The organism is Phenylobacterium sp. GW823-FHT02A09, from assembly GCF_058797775.1.
The window spans coordinates 490,436-507,028 of the sequence record NZ_JBXAJZ010000004.1 but is presented as its reverse complement, the minus strand read 5'-3'; the positions used below and the strand labels follow the sequence as shown (position 1 = coordinate 507,028).

The 16,593-nt window shown below is 67.9% G+C and carries 15 protein-coding genes; 8 read left to right on the top strand and 7 right to left on the bottom strand.

What is annotated here, in order from left to right:
* Positions 1 to 24 precede the first annotated feature (24 nt).
* Genes mnmA through flgK form a run of 3 tightly spaced genes read right to left on the bottom strand, consistent with a single transcriptional unit; the run spans position 25 to position 4,276 of the window.
* Positions 25 to 1,185 (bottom strand): tRNA 2-thiouridine(34) synthase MnmA, encoded by a 1,161-nt coding sequence (gene mnmA, locus AC1Q87_RS18960; protein ID WP_492610389.1) that lies wholly within the window; start codon positions 1,183 to 1,185, stop codon positions 25 to 27.
* 55 nt (positions 1,186 to 1,240) lie between these two features.
* Positions 1,241 to 2,167 (bottom strand): flagellin family protein, encoded by a 927-nt coding sequence (locus tag AC1Q87_RS18955; protein ID WP_492610388.1) that lies wholly within the window; start codon positions 2,165 to 2,167, stop codon positions 1,241 to 1,243.
* A 12-nt stretch (positions 2,168 to 2,179) separates the two neighbouring features.
* Positions 2,180 to 4,276 (bottom strand): flagellar hook-associated protein FlgK, encoded by a 2,097-nt coding sequence (gene flgK / locus AC1Q87_RS18950; protein ID WP_492610387.1) that lies wholly within the window; start codon positions 4,274 to 4,276, stop codon positions 2,180 to 2,182.
* Between the two features lie 418 nt (positions 4,277 to 4,694).
* Here flgK and AC1Q87_RS18945 point away from each other — a divergent pair, with 418 nt between their 5' ends.
* From AC1Q87_RS18945 to sciP, 4 genes are all read left to right on the top strand, one after another.
* Positions 4,695 to 6,167 carry a flagellar hook-length control protein FliK gene (locus AC1Q87_RS18945; RefSeq protein ID WP_492610386.1) on the top strand — a complete coding sequence of 491 codons (1,473 nt, stop codon included), beginning with the start codon at positions 4,695 to 4,697 and terminating at the stop codon, positions 6,165 to 6,167.
* 10 nt (positions 6,168 to 6,177) lie between these two features.
* Positions 6,178 to 6,924 carry a flagellar hook assembly protein FlgD gene (locus AC1Q87_RS18940; protein WP_492610385.1) on the top strand — a complete coding sequence of 249 codons (747 nt, stop codon included), beginning with the start codon at positions 6,178 to 6,180 and terminating at the stop codon, positions 6,922 to 6,924.
* A 41-nt stretch (positions 6,925 to 6,965) separates the two neighbouring features.
* On the top strand, positions 6,966 to 8,354 hold the full coding sequence (locus AC1Q87_RS18935; protein ID WP_492610384.1) for a flagellar hook protein FlgE: 1,389 nt from the start codon (positions 6,966 to 6,968) through the stop codon (positions 8,352 to 8,354).
* A gap of 166 nt (positions 8,355 to 8,520) precedes the next feature.
* Entirely contained in the window at positions 8,521 to 8,808 is a 288-nt protein-coding gene (gene sciP / locus AC1Q87_RS18930) for a CtrA inhibitor SciP (RefSeq protein ID WP_436062296.1), read from the top strand.
* Between the two features lie 66 nt (positions 8,809 to 8,874).
* On the opposite strand, the gene AC1Q87_RS18925 is transcribed toward sciP, so the two are convergent.
* Positions 8,875 to 9,264: a RusA family crossover junction endodeoxyribonuclease gene (locus AC1Q87_RS18925; protein WP_492610383.1), complete on the bottom strand. Its 390-nt coding sequence runs from the start codon at positions 9,262 to 9,264 to the stop codon at positions 8,875 to 8,877.
* Between the two features lie 84 nt (positions 9,265 to 9,348).
* Between AC1Q87_RS18925 and fumC the strand changes: the two genes are divergently transcribed.
* Complete coding sequence (gene fumC, locus AC1Q87_RS18920; protein ID WP_492610382.1) at positions 9,349 to 10,740, top strand: class II fumarate hydratase; 1,392 nt, start codon at positions 9,349 to 9,351, stop codon at positions 10,738 to 10,740.
* A gap of 69 nt (positions 10,741 to 10,809) precedes the next feature.
* Here the strand turns inward: fumC and AC1Q87_RS18915 are convergent, their stop codons facing one another.
* Positions 10,810 to 11,826, bottom strand: coding sequence for a polyprenyl synthetase family protein (locus AC1Q87_RS18915; RefSeq protein WP_492610381.1), 1,017 nt, complete (start codon positions 11,824 to 11,826; stop codon positions 10,810 to 10,812).
* A 123-nt stretch (positions 11,827 to 11,949) separates the two neighbouring features.
* Here AC1Q87_RS18915 and AC1Q87_RS18910 point away from each other — a divergent pair, with 123 nt between their 5' ends.
* Positions 11,950 to 12,705, top strand: a complete 756-nt coding sequence (locus tag AC1Q87_RS18910; protein ID WP_492610380.1) for a tRNA1(Val) (adenine(37)-N6)-methyltransferase — start codon at positions 11,950 to 11,952, stop codon at positions 12,703 to 12,705.
* Here AC1Q87_RS18910 and AC1Q87_RS18905 read toward each other — a convergent pair.
* Entirely contained in the window at positions 12,702 to 13,529 is an 828-nt protein-coding gene (locus AC1Q87_RS18905; protein ID WP_492610379.1) for an acyl-CoA thioesterase, read from the bottom strand. The genes AC1Q87_RS18910 and AC1Q87_RS18905 overlap by 4 nt on opposite strands.
* A gap of 131 nt (positions 13,530 to 13,660) precedes the next feature.
* Between AC1Q87_RS18905 and AC1Q87_RS18900 the strand changes: the two genes are divergently transcribed.
* Complete coding sequence (locus tag AC1Q87_RS18900) at positions 13,661 to 14,083, top strand: VOC family protein (RefSeq protein ID WP_492610378.1); 423 nt, start codon at positions 13,661 to 13,663, stop codon at positions 14,081 to 14,083.
* A gap of 3 nt (positions 14,084 to 14,086) precedes the next feature.
* Here the strand turns inward: AC1Q87_RS18900 and otsA are convergent, their stop codons facing one another.
* A complete protein-coding gene (gene otsA / locus AC1Q87_RS18895) occupies positions 14,087 to 15,460 on the bottom strand; it encodes an alpha,alpha-trehalose-phosphate synthase (UDP-forming) (RefSeq protein WP_492610377.1) in 1,374 nt (457 codons plus the stop codon).
* Between the two features lie 374 nt (positions 15,461 to 15,834).
* On the opposite strand from otsA, the gene AC1Q87_RS18890 reads away from it, so the two are divergent.
* Positions 15,835 to 16,533: a DUF8155 domain-containing protein gene (locus tag AC1Q87_RS18890; RefSeq protein WP_492610376.1), complete on the top strand. Its 699-nt coding sequence runs from the start codon at positions 15,835 to 15,837 to the stop codon at positions 16,531 to 16,533.
* The last annotated feature ends 60 nt before the right edge of the window (positions 16,534 to 16,593 follow it).

Below are 16,593 nucleotides of genomic sequence, written 5' to 3'. Positions count from 1 at the left end.
GCGAATTGGAATGCTGCCCCAGCGTCAGCCGGCGGCACGCTCGGTCGCATCGATGAACCCGCCGCCGAGCACGCGCTCCGGCTGCTCAGGCGCGTAGAGGACGCAAGCCTGACCAGGCGCCACGCCTTCTTCCGGAGTGTCGAGCTCGATCGCCGCCACGCCGTCACGCAGCGCCAGGCGTCCGGGCACCGGTTCGCGGGTGGAGCGCACGCGCGCCAGCACCGGCCGCCCGACGGCGCCGGCCATGTCGTCGCCTTCGCCCAGCCAGTTGGTTTCCTTCAGCGTCAGGGCGCTGGTCAGCAACGCCTCGCGCGGACCGACAATGACCTGGCGCTTGTCGGCGTCGATCTTGACCACGAACAACGGGTCGCCGACCGCGATGTTGAGGCCGCGGCGCTGGCCGATCGTGTAGCGGGTGACGCCCTCGTGGCGGCCGAGCACCCGGCCGTCCATGTGCACGACGTCGCCCGCTTCCGCGCCTTGCGGGCGCAGGCGGTCGATGACCGTCGTGTAGCGGCCTTCCGGCACGAAGCAGATGTCCTGGCTGTCGGGCTTGTCCGCGGCCGCCAGGCCGAGTTCCGCCGCCACCCGGCGCACTTCCGGCTTGGGCAGGCCGCCGAGCGGAAAGCGCAGGAAATCGAGCTGATCGCGGGTGGTCGCGAACAGGAAGTAGCTCTGGTCGCGGGCCGGATCGATCGCGCGCAGCAGCTGCGCCCCGTGGCGGCCCTCGGCGCGCTGGACGTAGTGCCCGGTGGCCATGGCTTCGGCGCCCAGGTCGCGCGCCACGTCCAGCAGGTCGCGGAACTTCACCGTCTGATTGCAGCGGATGCAGGGCACCGGCGTCTCGCCGCGCAGATAGGCGTCCGCGAAGTCCTCGATGACCTGCTGCTTGAACTTGCTTTCGTAGTCGAGGACGTAGTGCGGGATGCCGATGACGTCGGCGGCGGTCCGCGCGTCATGGATGTCCTGGCCCGCGCAGCAGGCGCCCTTCTTCTGGATCGCCGCGCCGTGGTCGTAGAGCTGCAGCGTCACGCCTACGACATCGTAGCCGGCCCTGGCCAGCAGGGCGGCGGTGACGGTGGAGTCCACACCGCCTGACATGGCCGCGACGACCCGCGCGCCGGGCCTCAGGCCCACGGCGGCGCGCGCGGCTTCCACGGCGGCGTCTGTGAAAAGCGCGTTCATGGCGCGCTATGTAGCGGTTGGCGCCCCGATTTGCGAGGCCGCCGGCGTCAACGGCCTATTTCAGCGCATTCAGCAGCGAAGAATCCCGCAGGGTGATGAACACCTGCGTCGAGGCTTGCAGCGCCAACGTCGCCTTCTCCAGCTCCACGGAAGCCAGCGGCATGTTGGCGTCGACGATGTCGCCGATCATGCCCTTCAAGCTGTTCTGGCGGGCCGTCAGGTCGACTTTCACGTCGTCGACCCGCGCCTGCACCATCCCGTTGCGGGCGGTCTTGTCGATGACGTCGCTTGAGACCGTGTCCCAGTTGGCCAGCTCGTTGGTCAGGAAGGTCCGCTGCGCGTCGGTCATCGTGCCGCCGAACGGAGTCGCCTCGTGGAACGCCTGCAGGGTCTTGAAGGCCTGCAGCATCTGGGTCCCCAAGTCGTCGGCCAGCAGCCCGGTCTTCACCGTGGTGGCGTCATCGACCTTGTGCTCGGTGATGAAGTCGTCGTTCTGGAAGAAGTCGGCGATCGCGGGCGTCAACGGATTGGTCAGGTCCGACAGCGCCTGGGCCGTGACCGGCATGGTGTCGATCTTGCCGCCGGCGAACAGGTACTTGCCGCCATAGCGCGAGTTCATCGACGACACCGCGTTGCGGAACTGCGCCTCGATCTCCTGCATCAGGGTGTCGGTGCGGCCCGTGGCGATGGCCTCTTCGATCGCCTGCTTGGTCCCGGCCGCCGCGTCGGCGAGCTGGGTCATCGCGAAATCCTGGGTGGTCAGCTTGTCGGCGATGAGCTTGTTCTGGTCGAGATAGCCGCCGATGCGGGTCTCCACCGAACGCATGGCCGTCAGCATCTCGGCGTTGCGCGAGTAGTCCTTCAGGTTCGCCCCGTTCTCCTGGGTCGCCACGCGGTCGCCCGCGTTCATCTGCTTCTGCTGGGCGAGCATGATGTTCCGAAGAACCAGGCTGTAGTTGCCGCCGGTCGTGACGCGATACATCGTCAGGCTCCGTTAAACCATGTTCGTCAGGACGTCGAACAGCTCCTTCGCCGCCTGGATCATGCGGGCGGAAGCGTTGAAGGCCTGTTGATAAGTCGTCAATCGGACGAGTTCTTCGTCGACGTTCACGCCCTCGACGGCGTCGCGGCGCGCCTGGGCTTCATTCGACACCGACTCCGCCGCGCTCTTGCGGTTTTCCGCCGCCTCGGCCTGACGACCGATCGAGCCGCCGAACTCGGCCGCGTAGCGCGACAGCGTCATCGTCACCGTGCCGAGCGTCCCGGCCGGCGAGAAGGTGGTGGTCGCGTCCCCTGCCGCGGCCAGCAGCCGCGCGCCGCGGCCGTCGCCGGCGGTCACCGCCGGCTTGCCCGCCGCCACCGACAGATCGAGCGTCGCCAGGCCGAGCTTCATCGGGTCTTGGGCGATCGCCGCGTCCACCTGATAGCTGCTAGCCCGTCCGTTGCGAACGATCACCCCCAGGCCGAATAGCTGGCTCATCGACGGGCCGGACGCTCCGCGCTGGGTCTGGTCCTGCGTGATGGAGAGCGTGGCGTTCTGCGGGGCCGAGCCCGTGAAGGTCAGCGCGCCCTTGGAGTCGAGGCTGAACGAGCCGTTGACGCCAACGCCGGTCACTGGATCGTTCAACGCCGCGACCAGGTCGTCCATCGAATTGACCGGCGGCCCCGGCATCGTGAAGGTGATGTCGCGGATCGGCTTGCCGTCCGACTGCGCCAACCGGAAGCTGATGGTCTGGCCCGGCGTAAATCCGTGCGGATCGGTCCCTCGCAGCCCGGTCTCGTAGCTCATCATGTCGCCGGACCGGACGAGGTCGTTCAGCCCGAAGAAGTGCGAGAAGGCGCGCCCCGCCTTGGCGGATGTGCCCTCATCGATGGCCAGGCGGTTGTCGCCCGTCCCGGCGATGCTCAGCGCGCCGTTGGTGAAGGTTGCTGTCGCAGCGCCCCCCATCGCGGTGTTCAGGCTGGTCAGGAAACTGGCCGGCGTGAAGGCCCCGCCCGGAACCATGGTCCCGGCGTCGAAGTCGATGTCGACCCGGCTCTGGACCACGCCGTCCTTGTCGAGGATCGCCACTGTCGTCTTGCCGGTGAACCCGCCGACGGCGGTCGGCAGGTCCAACCCCGTGTCGCGGCCGTTCAGCACCTTCGGCGGCGGCGAGGCCGTGGTCTTGTTGTGGGCCGCATTGATCTGCTCGACCGTGCGCGAAATGAACTCGCCGAGCTGGTCGGCCATCCCCGGCAGGGTGGTGTCGCGCAGGTCCATCAGGCCGCGGATTTCTCCGCCCAGGATCTGGATCGGCTGCGGGTAGCCCACGCCCCCCTCCGGCTCGACCGCGATGTAGCCCTTGGTGGCGTCGGTGCGGTTGTAGCTCAGCGTCGCGGCCTTGCCGTCGCCGGCCAGCAGCAGCCCCTCGGCCGACCGGACCGTCACGCCGCCGTTCGTGCGCTGGGCGACCTGCACGTTCATCAGGGTCGAGAGTTCGTCGACCAGCTGGCTCTGGATGTTCTCCGAGCCCGAGGCGTCGCCGCTGGTCAGCTTCGCGCGGCTGATATCGGCGTTCATCTGGTTGATCTGCCGCAACAGGTCGTTGATGCGGTTCACGTTCGAGGAGATGCGCGCGTCGACCGTCTCGCCCAGTTCGTTGATCTGGGCGTTGATGCGGCCGGTCTCGGTCAGGAAGTCCTCGACCTTGGAGATCCCCTGGCTGCGCAGCAGGCTCGACGACGGATCGTCGGCCGCCGCGGCGAAGGCCGTGAAGATCTGGTCCAGCCGGGAGAAGTAGAACGTCTCCTTGCCGGGGTTGCCGAACAGGCTCTGAGCGTTGTCGAGGTATTGCGAGAACACGTTCCAGCGCGAGGCGTCGGACGACGCCGTCAGCGAGGCGAGCTGCAGATACTGGTCGGTGATCCGTCGGACGCCCTGGATGTCGACGCCCATGCCCTGGCCGCCGACGACCAGCGGCGCCTGGTCGACCTGTTTGCGGACGTAGCCGGACGTGTTGACGTTGGCGATATTGTCCGACGTGACGCGCAGGTTCATCTGGGCCGCATTCAGCCCGGACGACGCCGTCTTCAGCATAGCCGTCAGTGACAAGGTTTACCCTCCGCCCGGCAAAGCCTGACGCGCGACCCGGCCAAATCTGCCGGGATATTGGTGAACGCCCGCGCGTGGGCCATGCAAAAATCCAATCTTTTCAACGAAATCCGATCTGGAGCTCGTCGAACTGCGAAAACACGGCGCAAGACCGGCGCCAGTTCGGACACGCGCCATAGGCAGCGCCGCGCCAGCCGCCTCGGCCAGGGCGGCAGGGACGACCCATCGCGCAGCTTCGGCCCGGCAAAAAACGCCGCGCACGCCGTTTTCACACCCCATCAAATCCTCACTTTCTTCTTTTATTTCCGTTACTTGACGAGTTGGCGCAAAGGTTGCTCGGCAGTTGTCGAATGTACGCGGCGCAGAAGCGCTCCCATCGATAAGCCCGGCCACGCGCCGGGCGGATTCACCGGAAGCCATGACAGCGCCCCTGTTCAATTTGCCGACCACGACCCCGATCGTCGGGTCCTCCGCCGCCACCAACGGCGGCCAGGGCGCGTTGGGCGGTTTCGAGGCGCTGCTGGCCGCGTTCTTCGGGCCGACCGAGCAAACCGCGACGACCAACGCGGCTGGCGCCGGCCTGTTCGCCGCCGCCGCTGAGGGCGAAGCGACCGAAGGCGCCGACGCCGATCAGCCGGTCGCGGGCGACGCCAAGGTCACCGATCCGACCGCACCGACGCCGCCCGCCGACGCCATGACGCTCGCTGCGCTGCTCGTCGTCCCGCAGGTCATCCCTCAGCCGGTCCAGACCGCCGCCGCCCCGAGCGGGGAGGCCCTCGCCGATGCGCCGTCGCAACCGGCCATGCCGGCGGCGACCGCCTTCGCGCCGCCGCCTCCTGCCGATCTCGCGGCCGACGCTGCGACGGCGCCATCAGAGAAGGCGATCGCCGGCGACACGCCTGAGGCGCTGCAAGTCGCTCAGTCGCCCGCCGACGAAACCCCGGCTGCGGCGCCGCTGGTTGCGAAGCCCGCAGCCGCCGAGCCCCCCGCAAAACCTGCGGCCAAGCCGGTGACGGCCGCCGCCCCGCCCCCGCAGCCGTCTTCCGCTCCGGCGCCTCAGGCCGCCGCTGACGCGCCGCAGACCGAACTCGCCCAAGCCGAGGCCGCCGCGCCGGCGCTCGCCGACGAGGCCAAGCCGCAGGAGACGTCGCAACCTGCCCGCCCGACGCGCCATGCCGACGCCGGCCGCCGTCGCACCGACGCGGGCCAGCAGACCGTCCCCGCCGACGACGGCGTCGTCGCTCCGAACGCGGTGACCGGCGCGGCCAGCGCCGGCGAGGCTGGAAAGACCGCCTCCGCGCTCGAAGCCGACGTCGCGCCGCTCGCGCCCAAGGAAGTCAAAACCGAGCCCGCCGCGGCGACCGACACACCAGACGTTCAGGCGCCCGCCCCCGCGGCTCCGGCGGCCCACGCCCACGCGCCGGCCCAGGCCGCGCCGGTGCGCGCAACTTCCGAGACCATCGCCAACCTGACCGCTCAGATCAGCAAGAAACTGGAAGGCCGGGCCACGAAATTTGACGTTGAACTGACCCCGGCCGGCCTCGGCCACGTCAGCGTCTCGGTCGAGATCGCCGCCAGCGGCAAGATGACCGCGGCCATGTCGTTCGACTCGCCGCAAGCCGCCGCCGAGGTCCGCGCCCGCTCGCACGAGCTACAGCGCGCTCTGGAACAGGCCGGCTTCGACCTGACCGGCGGGCTCTCCTTCGACGTCAACGATCGCGGCGGCGACGGCCGCGGTCTGGCCCAGCAGCAACAGCAGAACGACGGCGCCTGGCGCGGCCGGGCCTTCCAGGCGGTGCTCGGCACCGCCGGCGAGGCGGCCGAGACCGCGGCGATCGCCGCCCTTCAATACGCCCGCCGGTCCGAGACCGGCGTGGACATCCGGATCTAGGGAGACCGCCATGGCCATCGACGCGACCGCAGCGGCCGGCAGCACCGGCGCCTCGAGCACCGGGCGCACGCGCCTGGCCGACAGCTACGAGACGTTCATGAACCTCCTGACGGCGCAGATCAAAAACCAGGATCCGCTGTCGCCGATGGACTCTACGCAGTTCACCCAGCAGCTGGTTCAGATGACCGGCGTCGAGCAGCAACTGCTGACCAACGACCTGCTGGAAAAGCTGGTCACCAACACCGGCTCGGGCATCCAGACCTCGGTCAGCCTACTCGGCCGCGAGGTCCGCGCCATTCACAACGAGGCCAAGCTCACCGCCGGCAAGGCTGACTGGTCCTACAAGCTCGACCGCGAAGCGACCGACGTGACCATCGAGGTGGTCAACAGCCTCGGCAAGGTCGTCCAGGTCGAGAAAGCCACCGGCGACGACCTGAAGGCCGGCGATCACACCTACTCGTGGAACGGCAAGGACCGCACCGGCGCCCAACTGCCCAACGGCGAGACCTATACCCTGCGCATCACCGCCAAGGACTCGGCCGGTGCGACCGTGGGCGTCACCAACTTCATCAAGGGCGTCGTCACCGGCGTCGAACAGACCGACGGCAAGACCCTTCTCACCGTCAACGGCGTGCAGATCGGTTGGGAAAAGGTCACCTCGATCGCCGATGTGGCGAAGACGGCCTCCACCGACACGCCGGCCACCGACAACCAGGACGACGAGGAAACCCCGCCGTCCGAGCAGCAGGCCGCCTAAGGGCGCGCCCTCACAGCATTCGTATAGAAAGGTAGACACCCATGAGCATCAACAGCGCCATGCTCTCCGGCGTTTCCGGGCTGATCACCAACTCGTCGGCCCTGGCGGCGATTTCGGACAACATCGCCAACGTCAACACCACCGCCTACAAGCGCAACCAGGTGAACTTCGCCAACGTCGTGACCGCCCAGGCGGTCAAGGGCCGCTACTCGGCCGGCGGCGTGCAGGCGGTCACCCGCCAGTTCATCAGCCAGCAGGGCCTGATCCAGTCGGCGACCTCGCCGACCGACCTCGGCATCTCGGGTGACGGATTCTTCGTCGTGGCCACCAAGGGCGGCACGCTCACCGCCAATGACGAGCGCGTCTTCACCCGCTCGGGCTCGTTCAGCGTCGACGCCGACGGCTACCTCGTCAACGACGCCAAGCTCTATCTGCAGGGCTGGCCGGTGCAGGACGACGGGACGTTCAACACGAACCCGTCCGACCTGAACATGATGCAGTCGATCAACGTGAAGAACCTGGGCGCGGCCGTGCGGGCGACCAGCAACGTCGTGGTCAACGCCAACCTCAACAAGAGCCAGGCCGCCGACGTCGCCAAGAACGCGGGCTACACGGTCGGTGAAATGGCCGAGTGGGCCAATCCCCCGCCGGCGCCGGCGGCGCAAACCGGCACCCAGCCCGACTTCACCTTCGAAATGAACGTCATCGACTCGGTGGGCGCCACCCACAAGGTCGCCGTCGCCGTCATCAAGGACGACGCGAACCCGAACCTCTGGAAGGCCGAAATGTACGCCGTGCCGGCCACGGACGTCAGCGGCGCCACCAACGGCCTGATCGCCTCAGGCAACCTCGCCTTCACGGCCGACGGCCAGCTCGACCTCGCCGCGGCCGGCACTACCCTGTTCGGTCCGACCGCCAAGCTCAACCTGGGCGCCTCGGGATCGGCGGCGACCCCGCGCTGGGCCGACAACCTCGGCATCGAGGCCTCCGACATCGCCCTCGATTGGAGCAAGGTCACCCAGTACGCCTCGCCCTCGACCCTGAACTCCGCGAACTCCGACGGCGCGAACGTCGGCAACGTGGTCGGCGTTGAAGTCAGCGAGGACGGCGTTGTTTCGGCGATCTTCGACAACTCTGAAGTTCGCCAGATTGCGAAGATCGGCCTCGCCAGCTTCGCCAATCCTGACGGCCTGGCGGCGGTCAGCGGTAACGCCTATCGGGCCACGATCCCTTCGGGCGAGTTCGTGATCAAGCAGCCGGGCATCGGCGGGGCGGGCGAAATCGCCGCCGGTACACTGGAAGCCTCGACGGTCGACCTGTCGGCTGAGTTCACCGGCCTGATCACGACGCAGAAAGCCTATTCAGCATCTTCGAAGATCATCACCACTGCCGACCAGATGCTTGAGGAGTTGATCAATATTAAGAGGTAATATTGGTCGTTAACAACTCACAACATCACTCGATAACTTAGACTGTACCAAAAACGGACAACGGCGAATCATGAGCAAGGAATTGTTTACTATCGTGATTCACCGGCCGTTATGTCCCACCCGTTACATTCTTCCCGAACAGTGATGGTCGGAAAGGCGTAAAGCCATGTTGCAACAACAGCAGACGCGCACGAACAGCCGCGGCGAGGCGTACGTCATCGGTCCGACGGGTGCGCCCCTGACGCTCAAGGATCTGCCGCCGGCCGACACCGGCCGATGGGTGATCCGTCGCAAGGCCGAAGTGGTCGCCGCCGTGCGCGGCGGGCTGCTGACGCTCGACGAAGCGTGCGAACGCTACTCGCTGACCAACGAGGAATTCCTCGCCTGGCAAAAGTCGATCGATCGCCACGGCCTCGCCGGCCTGCGCACGACCCGTCTGCAGCAGTACCGCTGATCCCGTAGACCCCTCCGGGATTTGCGAACCGCGGCCGCGCCCACCAGGGCGCGGCCGCTTTCGTTTTCAGCGCTGGTAGGCGGCTCCCAGCAGGTTCACGTCCGACAGCTTGCGCACGGTCACCGTGATCTGCTCACGCTCGCCGGCCCGCCGCTCGACCAGCAGCCGGGCCACCTGGGCGTCGTCGTGGAAGGCGTAGCCCTTGATGGCGTCCAGGATCGCCTTGGCCAGGTTGTCGAGGTCAATCCACGGCGGGTCGCCGACATACTCCATGACGATGTCGACGCCGAACTCGCCCCAGCTCGGCCGCGAGCCGCGCCACGCCTTTCGGAAGAACTCGTAGACCAGCGGCTTGTAGTACTTCGCCTGGGTGGTCAGGCCGTCGACCACCACCTCGACGACGCCCTCGGCCTCGCGCGCCCGCACCTTCCCGTGGGTTATCCAATCGCCTTCCATGCCCCTCCTTAGGGCCTGCGCGCCTTGCAGTCTCGTCCGTGTTCGCTAAACCGGCGCTGCGAACTCACCGGAGCTGAAGACATCATGACCGCGACCCGCACCGAGACCGACACCTTCGGACCCATCGAGGTCGCGACCAACGTCTATTGGGGCGCGCAGTCGCAGCGCTCGATCGGCAACTTCAAGATCGGCTGGGAACGCCAGCCGAAGTCGGTGATCCGCGCCCTGGGCATCGTCAAGCGCGCCGCCGCCGAAGCCAACATGGAGCTCGGCAAGCTCGACCCGAAGATCGGCGCGGCCATCGTCGCCGCCGCCCAGGAGGTCATCGACGGCAAGCTCGACGACCACTTCCCGCTGGTGGTCTGGCAGACCGGCTCGGGCACCCAGTCGAACATGAACGCCAACGAAGTGATCTCGAACCGCGCCATCGAGATGCTGGGCGGGGTGATGGGCTCCAAGAGCCCGGTGCACCCGAACGACCACGTCAACATGAGCCAGTCGTCCAACGACACCTATCCGACAGCCATGCACGTCGCCTGCGCCGAGCAGGTCGCCAAGGAGCTGATGCCGGCGCTGGAACACCTGCACGCCGCCCTGAAGGTCAAGGTCAAGGCCTTCGACCACATCATCAAGATCGGCCGCACCCACACCCAGGACGCCACCCCGCTGACCCTGGGCCAGGAATTCTCGGGTTACTCGCAGCAGGTCGCCAATGGCGTGCGGCGGATCAAGGACAGCCTCTACGGTCTCTATGAACTGGCCCAGGGCGGCACCGCCGTCGGCACCGGCCTCAACGCCCCGGTCGGCTTCGCCGAGCTGGTCGCCAAGAAGATCGCCGAGATCACCCACCTGCCGTTCGTGACCGCGCCGAACAAGTTCGAGGCCCTGGCGGCCCACGACGCCATGGTCTTCAGCCACGGCGCGATCAACACCATGGCCGGCTCGCTGTTCAAGATCGCCAACGACATCCGCTTCCTGGGCTCCGGCCCCCGCTCGGGTCTTGGCGAACTGGCCCTGCCGGAAAACGAGCCGGGCTCCTCGATCATGCCGGGCAAGGTCAACCCGACCCAGTGCGAGGCCCTGACCATGGTCTGCACCCAGGTGTTCGGCAACAACGCCACGCTGACCTTTGCCGGCGCCTCGGGCCACTTCGAGCTCAACGTCTTCAACCCGGTGATGGCCTACAACTTCCTGCAGTCGTGCCGCCTGCTGGCCGACGCCTCGATCTCGTTCACCGACAACTGCGTGGTCGGCATCGAGGCCCGTGAGGACAACATCAAGGCCGCGCTGGAACGCTCGCTGATGCTGGTCACGGCCCTGAACAGCAAGATCGGCTACGACAACGCCGCCAAGATCGCCAAGACCGCCCACAAGAACGGCACCACCCTGCGCGACGAAGCCGTCGGCGGCGGCTACGTCACCAACGAAGAGTTCGACGCCCTGGTGCGTCCGGAAAAGATGATCAGCCCGGGCTGATCATCGACGCCCTGAACGGAAAAGGCCGCCCGAGAGGGCGGCCTTTTTTGTGCCTGAAGTTCGAAGCCGTTACGCCTTCCGCTGGACTGCGAAGTCGGCGAGGTCCTCCAGCGCCGGACGCCAGCTGTTGCTGGTCGCAAAATCGGTCAGTTGGGCCTTGGCGGTCGCGGCGTAGTCGCCGGCCAGAGCCAGGGTCGCCGCGTCCGCGCCCGTCGAGGCGACCAGGCCGCGGGCGCGTTCGAAGTCTTCGTCGCTTTGCTCGCGGCGGCCGACCGTCCGGTCCCAGAACGGCTTCTCGGCCGCGCCGGTCTTGGCGATGGCAAGCAACAGCGGCAGCGTCGCCTTGCCTTCGCGGAAGTCGTCGCCGGCGTTCTTGCCCAGGGTGGCCGCGTCCCCGCTGTAGTCCAGCGCGTCGTCGACCAGCTGGAACGCCAGGCCCAGGTCCTGGCCGAACTTCCTCAGCGCCTCGCGGCGCTCGGGGCTGGCCCCCGCCGACACCGCGCCGGCCTCGGCCGCGGCGGCGAACAGTTCGGCGGTCTTGGCCTTGATGATCTCCAGGTAGAGATCCTGCGACAGGTTCAGGTCATGCGCCCGGGTCAGCTGCAGCACCTCGCCCTCGGCGATGACGCGGCTGGCGCGGGCCAGGATCTCCAGCGCCTGCATCGAACCGGCCTCGACCATCAGCTCGAAGGCGCGGGCGAACAGGAAGTCGCCGACCAGCACGCTCGCCGGGGCCCCCCAGATCAGGTGCGCGGCGACCTTGCCGCGGCGCAGCTGCGAGGAATCCACCACGTCGTCGTGCAGCAGCGTCGCGGTGTGGATGAACTCGACCGCCGCAGCCAGCTTCAGGCAGGCGTCGTCCTGGGCCCCAGCCACGCGCGCGGCGGCGATGGTCAGCAGCGGACGCAGGCGCTTGGCCGATCCGCCGATCAGGTGCTCGGCCAGGGCCGGGATCACCGAGACGGGGCTCTGCATGCGATCACGGATCAGGGCGTCGACCTTGGCCATGTCGGGCTTCGCGAGTTCCAGGAGCCCGTCGATCGAGACGGGTTTTTCGCGGGCGATCGCGGCGCTGGCGGCGTCCAAAATACCGTAACTCCAAGGCGTTCGACGCCCCTCGCAAGGGGGCCGGCGTTTGCGGGCGACAATGGTCACGGGATAGACCAGGGTCAAGGCGGGCTTAGCCGTCTCCGAGCGCAAATGGAACCAGTGTCAGACCTGACAGACGCCGCATTTTCCGAGGACCGGCTGCTCGGCGGGCGAGTTCTGCTACGCCAGGGTGTGCGAGGCTATCGTGCAGGCCTGGATGCGGCGCTGCTCGCGGCCGCATGCGACGCCGAAGACGGCGCGCGGGTGCTGGAGGCCGGCTGTGGCCCGGGCGGCGCTCTGCTCGCTGCGGCCGCCCGCCGCCCGGGGGCAAGCTTCGTCGGCCTGGAGCGTGACCCGGCCGCCGCCGCCCTCGCCCGCCTGAATGTCCAGGCGAACGAACTTCAGGCCCGCGTCGAGATCATTGAGGGCGACGTCGCCCTGCCCTTCAAACAGCTCGGAACGCGCACGTTCGATGCGGTCATGGCCAACCCGCCGTACTTCGACGATCCCGCGACCTTGCGCGCGCCCGCGCCGGAAAAGACTGGCGCCTGGATGGCCGACGGCGGCCTGGCGGCCTGGACCGGTTTCCTGCTCAAGGCCGTGCGCGAAGGCGGCTCGATCACCCTGATCCACCGCGCAGATCGGCTGGCCGACATCCTGGCGCTGCTCGCCCCGAAGGCAGGCTCGTTCCAGATCCGCCCCATCCACCCGCGCGCCGAGGCGCCGGCCAAACGGGTGCTGGTCCGGGCGATCAAGACTGGCAAGGCGCCGCTGCTGCTGCTGCCCGCCCTGGTCCTGCATCCCCGCGAGGGCGCCAAGCACACCGCCGAGGCCGAGGCGATCCTGCGCGGGCAAGCCGCGCTCGGCTGGTCCTAGCTCTTGAACCACACCACCTGGTGGGAGACCGCCAGCAGCACGCCGTCGTCGGACCAGATTTCGGCGCTCTGATCGTTGAACCCGTGGCGGAAGACACGGGCATCGGCGACGCCCAGCACCGGCCGCGCGCCCTGGCGGGCCAGCGCCGCCTCGTCGGCCGTGAAGTAGGTCGATAGCGAGACCGTGGCGACCGGCGGGATATCGCCGCGGACCTGCAGGATCTTGACGACGAAGGTGTCGCAGATCGCCGCCAGCGCGACGAAGTCCAGCGGCCGCGGCGGTTCGTCCCGGACCCAGCTATGCGACAGCGCCGCGCCCGGCGCCTCGGGGCTCGCCGCTCCGGGGATCGGCTCCCCGCGCTCGAAGCGGAACTCGTAGCGGCCGCGCCAGCCGGTGCGCGCAGACGTGTCCAGCACCGGCGTCTCGCTGGCCGCGGGGACGCTCGGCGGCGCAGCCGGCGCGTGGCTCCAGGTCTCGCGATCCGGGCCGGTGACCGTGCTGGCCGTGGTCACCACCACGCCCGCCTGCAGCATCTCGACCTGCCAGTGCTGGGTCGAGCGGCCGTCGCGAACCAGGCGCACCACCACATCGAAGGTTCCCTCTGCGACGGCGGCGCAGAAATTCACCGTCTGGGCCACCGGCCGGCCGCGGCGCTGCGGATGATCGAGCACAGCCTTCATCAGGACCGCCGCGGTCGTCCCGCCGAACGGCCCGGCCATATTCCAATAGGCGGCGGACGTCGCGCCGCGATAAGCGCCAGCCCCCGTCGCCTCCAGGTGAACGGCGTCGTCGAGCGGATGCAGAGCAGTCAGAGAGTCGGTCATCGGGTCAGCATGGACGCCCCCGCCGCGAGCGTCGATGACCTCGCAAGTCATCGCCTTTTGCAAAGCCAGTAGTTTACAAAAATGGCTAGGCATTTTAGGAAAGTGCATCCTTTCCAAATCAGGAGGTCGCGATGTCGCCCATCACCCTCGAACGACCGCCCCTGGCCGGTTGCATCCTGCGGGTGGCGCGGCCGACCGATCAGATGGAAGCGGTCGTCGCCTTCTACCGCGACGGCCTGGGCTTCCCTGAACTGACGCGGTTTTCCGACCACGACGGGTTCGACGGCGTGATCCTCGGCTTCCCGGGCGCGCCCTATCATCTGGAATTCACCAGCGCCCACGGTCACGCCGCCGGCCGCGCGCCGACGCCGGACAACTTGCTGGTGGTCTACATGCCTGACCCGCGCGCCTGGAGCCGAATGATCGGCGTCATGCAGCGGCGCGGCCACCGTCCGGTGGAGTCATTCAATCCTTACTGGGACCGCGAGGGCGTCACCTACGAGGACCCGGACGGCTATCGCGTGGTCCTTCACCAGGGGATCTGGCCCGTCTGACCCTCAACGGGCCTTCAGCGCCGCCACGAAGTCGTCGCGCCACGCCGCCACGTCCGTGCGCCGCAGGCCATCCATCAGCGCGTTCCAGCGCGCGATCCGCTCGGCCTTGTCCATGCGCAGGCCGCGCACGATCGCTTCGGCCACTTCCTCGCGATTGAACGGATTGACGATCAGCGCCTCGGCCATCTGCTCGCTCGCGCCGGCGAACTGCGACAGCACCAGCACCCCGGGGTCCTCCGGGTCCTGGGCGGCGACGTACTCCTTGGCCACCAGGTTCATGCCGTCCCGGAGCGGCGTCACCAGCCCGATGCGGGCGGCGCGGTAGACGCCGGCCAGTTCATCGCGCCGATAGCCCCGGTTCACGTAGCGGATCGGCACCCAGTCGACGGTGGCGAACGCCCCGTTGATCCGCCCGGTCACCGCATCCAGGCGGGCGCGGATCTCCTGATAGGCCCCGACCTCCTCGCGGCTCGGCGTCGCGATCTGAAGCAGGAAGACCTGTTCGCGCAGTTCTTCGTGGTCGAGCAGCACCTGCTCGTAGGCGAGAAACCGCTCCTCGAGCCCCTTGGAGTAGTCGAGGCGGTCGACGCCGACGATCATCGCCCGGCCGTTCTGGCTGGCCCGCATCCGCTCCAACTCGGCCTTGGCGACCTCGCCGCCGGCGGCGGCCTCGAAGCCTTCGACGTCCAATCCGATCGGGAACGCCCCGATCCTGGTCGAACGGCCGAACGCGTGGCCGACGCCGTCGTCGTCGACCGTCCCGCCCACCTCGGCGGTCACGTAGTCGCGGAAGGCGCTGGCCGAGTCCTCGGTCTGAAAGCCCAGCAGGTCATAGTCGAACAGCGCTTCGACCAGCGCTTCATGGTCAGGAAGGGTCAGCAGCAGCCGCCGCGCCGGCCAGGGGATGTGCAGGAAGAAGCCGATCTTGTTGCGCACCCCGCGTTGCCGCAGTTCCTGGGCCAGCGGGATCAGGTGATAGTCGTGGATCCAGATCAGGTCGTCGGGCCCGATCAGCGGCGTCAGGGCGTCGGCGAACCGCGCATTGACCCGTCCGTAGCCCTCGCTGAACGAGCGCTCGTAGGCGGAAAGATCGACCCGGTAATGGAACAGCGGCCAAAGCGTGCGGTTGGCGTAGCCGTTGTAGTACTCCTGACGGTCCTGTTCCTCGAGATCGACGGTCGCCACGGTCACGCCGCCGACCTTCTGGATCGAGATCTGCCCGGTGTACTCGTCGACCGTCTGGCCGCTCCAGCCGAACCAGACGCCGCTGTGCTCGCGCAGCGCCGCGGCGAGCGCCATGGCCAGGCCGCCGACCGCGCCCTCGCCGCCGTCGCCGGGCGGCTGGACGCGATTGGACACCACGATCAGACGACTCATCGTGCGCACCTCGACCGATGACGAACGGGCACGCGTATAGATTTCGCTCTTACAAACAGTATTTGAGGCTTTCCTTAGCCGAGTTCAGAACACCTGACACGTTCGGCTCGAATAGGTCAGATCGAACGTCGCGGTCCGACCGCTCGCCCGCGAAAAAATATGGGCGATACTGCGAACAACTCGCACCGACCTTGTAACACATCTCAGAGGCGCGTCGCCCAGTCTCACGCAACCGTGACCTTGCACATTTAGACCAGCGACACCCGGTCACATGCTGCGAGACGGCGCGAGTCTCCATATGGACCGCCAGGGGCGAAGTGAGGCCCGGCGTCCAACGTCGATCAGCCGCCATTCGAAGAGGAAACGACAGACGCATGCTCCGCGCCACGACGACGCCTGCTCCCGACAAGTTCCACATCTGGATAACCCAGACCTGGCTGACTCTAGGCGCCGCCGTTCTCGCCGCGGGCTTCCTGCAGGCCGGCGCGCACGCCGCCGCCCGCGCCAGCTTCACCAGCGCCCATGGGGACAAGCCCCTGGCCTTGGCGCTGGAACCCGTCGCGCCGCCTGCGACCGGCGAGAAGGTGCTGGCTTGGCATGGCAAGGACGTCGACGGCGACGGCGCGGCCGATTTCGTCAACCCGACCGGCAACGCCCCGCGCACGCATGACGCCTACGGCTTTGGCGCGTTCGGCGCCTCGCGCGACGGCGGCTCGCGCAAGCACGAGGGCGTCGACTTCATGGCCGATGCGGGCCAGGCGGTCGCTGCGCCGATCTCCGGCTACGTCACCAAGGTCGGCATGGCCTATGCCGACGACAAGCATCTGAAGTTCGTCGAGATCACCAATCCGGCCATCAAGTACGTGGCGCGGGTATTCTACATCGACCCCAGCGTCTCCGAAGGCGACATCGTGCGGCTGGGCCAGGACATCGGCGTCGCCCACGGGCTGCAGGCCCGTTACCCGGGCGGCATGACCGATCACGTGCACCTGGAACTGATGGGCCCCGACCAGAAGCGCATGGACGCCACCGCCGTGCTCAGCGAGCGCTACGTCACCCGCTTCGGCGCCTAGCGCGCCTCCAAACGCAAACGAGGCCCGGACTTGCGTCCGGGCCTCGTCGTCGTATTCAGC

What these genes read in the sequence shown, in the direction of transcription:
- otsA (WP_492610377.1), bottom strand. Translation starts at nt 15,460, where the DNA reads ATGAGTCGTCTGATCGTGGTGTCCAATCGCGTCCAGCCGCCCGGCGAC.
- fumC (WP_492610382.1), top strand. Translation starts at nt 9,349, where the DNA reads ATGACCGCGACCCGCACCGAGACCGACACCTTCGGACCCATCGAGGTC.
- AC1Q87_RS18925 (WP_492610383.1), bottom strand. Translation starts at nt 9,264, where the DNA reads ATGGAAGGCGATTGGATAACCCACGGGAAGGTGCGGGCGCGCGAGGCC.
- AC1Q87_RS18890 (WP_492610376.1), top strand. Translation starts at nt 15,835, where the DNA reads ATGCTCCGCGCCACGACGACGCCTGCTCCCGACAAGTTCCACATCTGG.
- AC1Q87_RS18905 (WP_492610379.1), bottom strand. Translation starts at nt 13,529, where the DNA reads ATGACCGACTCTCTGACTGCTCTGCATCCGCTCGACGACGCCGTTCAC.
- mnmA (WP_492610389.1), bottom strand. Translation starts at nt 1,185, where the DNA reads ATGAACGCGCTTTTCACAGACGCCGCCGTGGAAGCCGCGCGCGCCGCC.
- AC1Q87_RS18935 (WP_492610384.1), top strand. Translation starts at nt 6,966, where the DNA reads ATGAGCATCAACAGCGCCATGCTCTCCGGCGTTTCCGGGCTGATCACC.
- AC1Q87_RS18940 (WP_492610385.1), top strand. Translation starts at nt 6,178, where the DNA reads ATGGCCATCGACGCGACCGCAGCGGCCGGCAGCACCGGCGCCTCGAGC.
- AC1Q87_RS18900 (WP_492610378.1), top strand. Translation starts at nt 13,661, where the DNA reads ATGTCGCCCATCACCCTCGAACGACCGCCCCTGGCCGGTTGCATCCTG.
- AC1Q87_RS18955 (WP_492610388.1), bottom strand. Translation starts at nt 2,167, where the DNA reads ATGTATCGCGTCACGACCGGCGGCAACTACAGCCTGGTTCTTCGGAAC.
- AC1Q87_RS18945 (WP_492610386.1), top strand. Translation starts at nt 4,695, where the DNA reads ATGACAGCGCCCCTGTTCAATTTGCCGACCACGACCCCGATCGTCGGG.
- sciP (WP_436062296.1), top strand. Translation starts at nt 8,521, where the DNA reads ATGTTGCAACAACAGCAGACGCGCACGAACAGCCGCGGCGAGGCGTAC.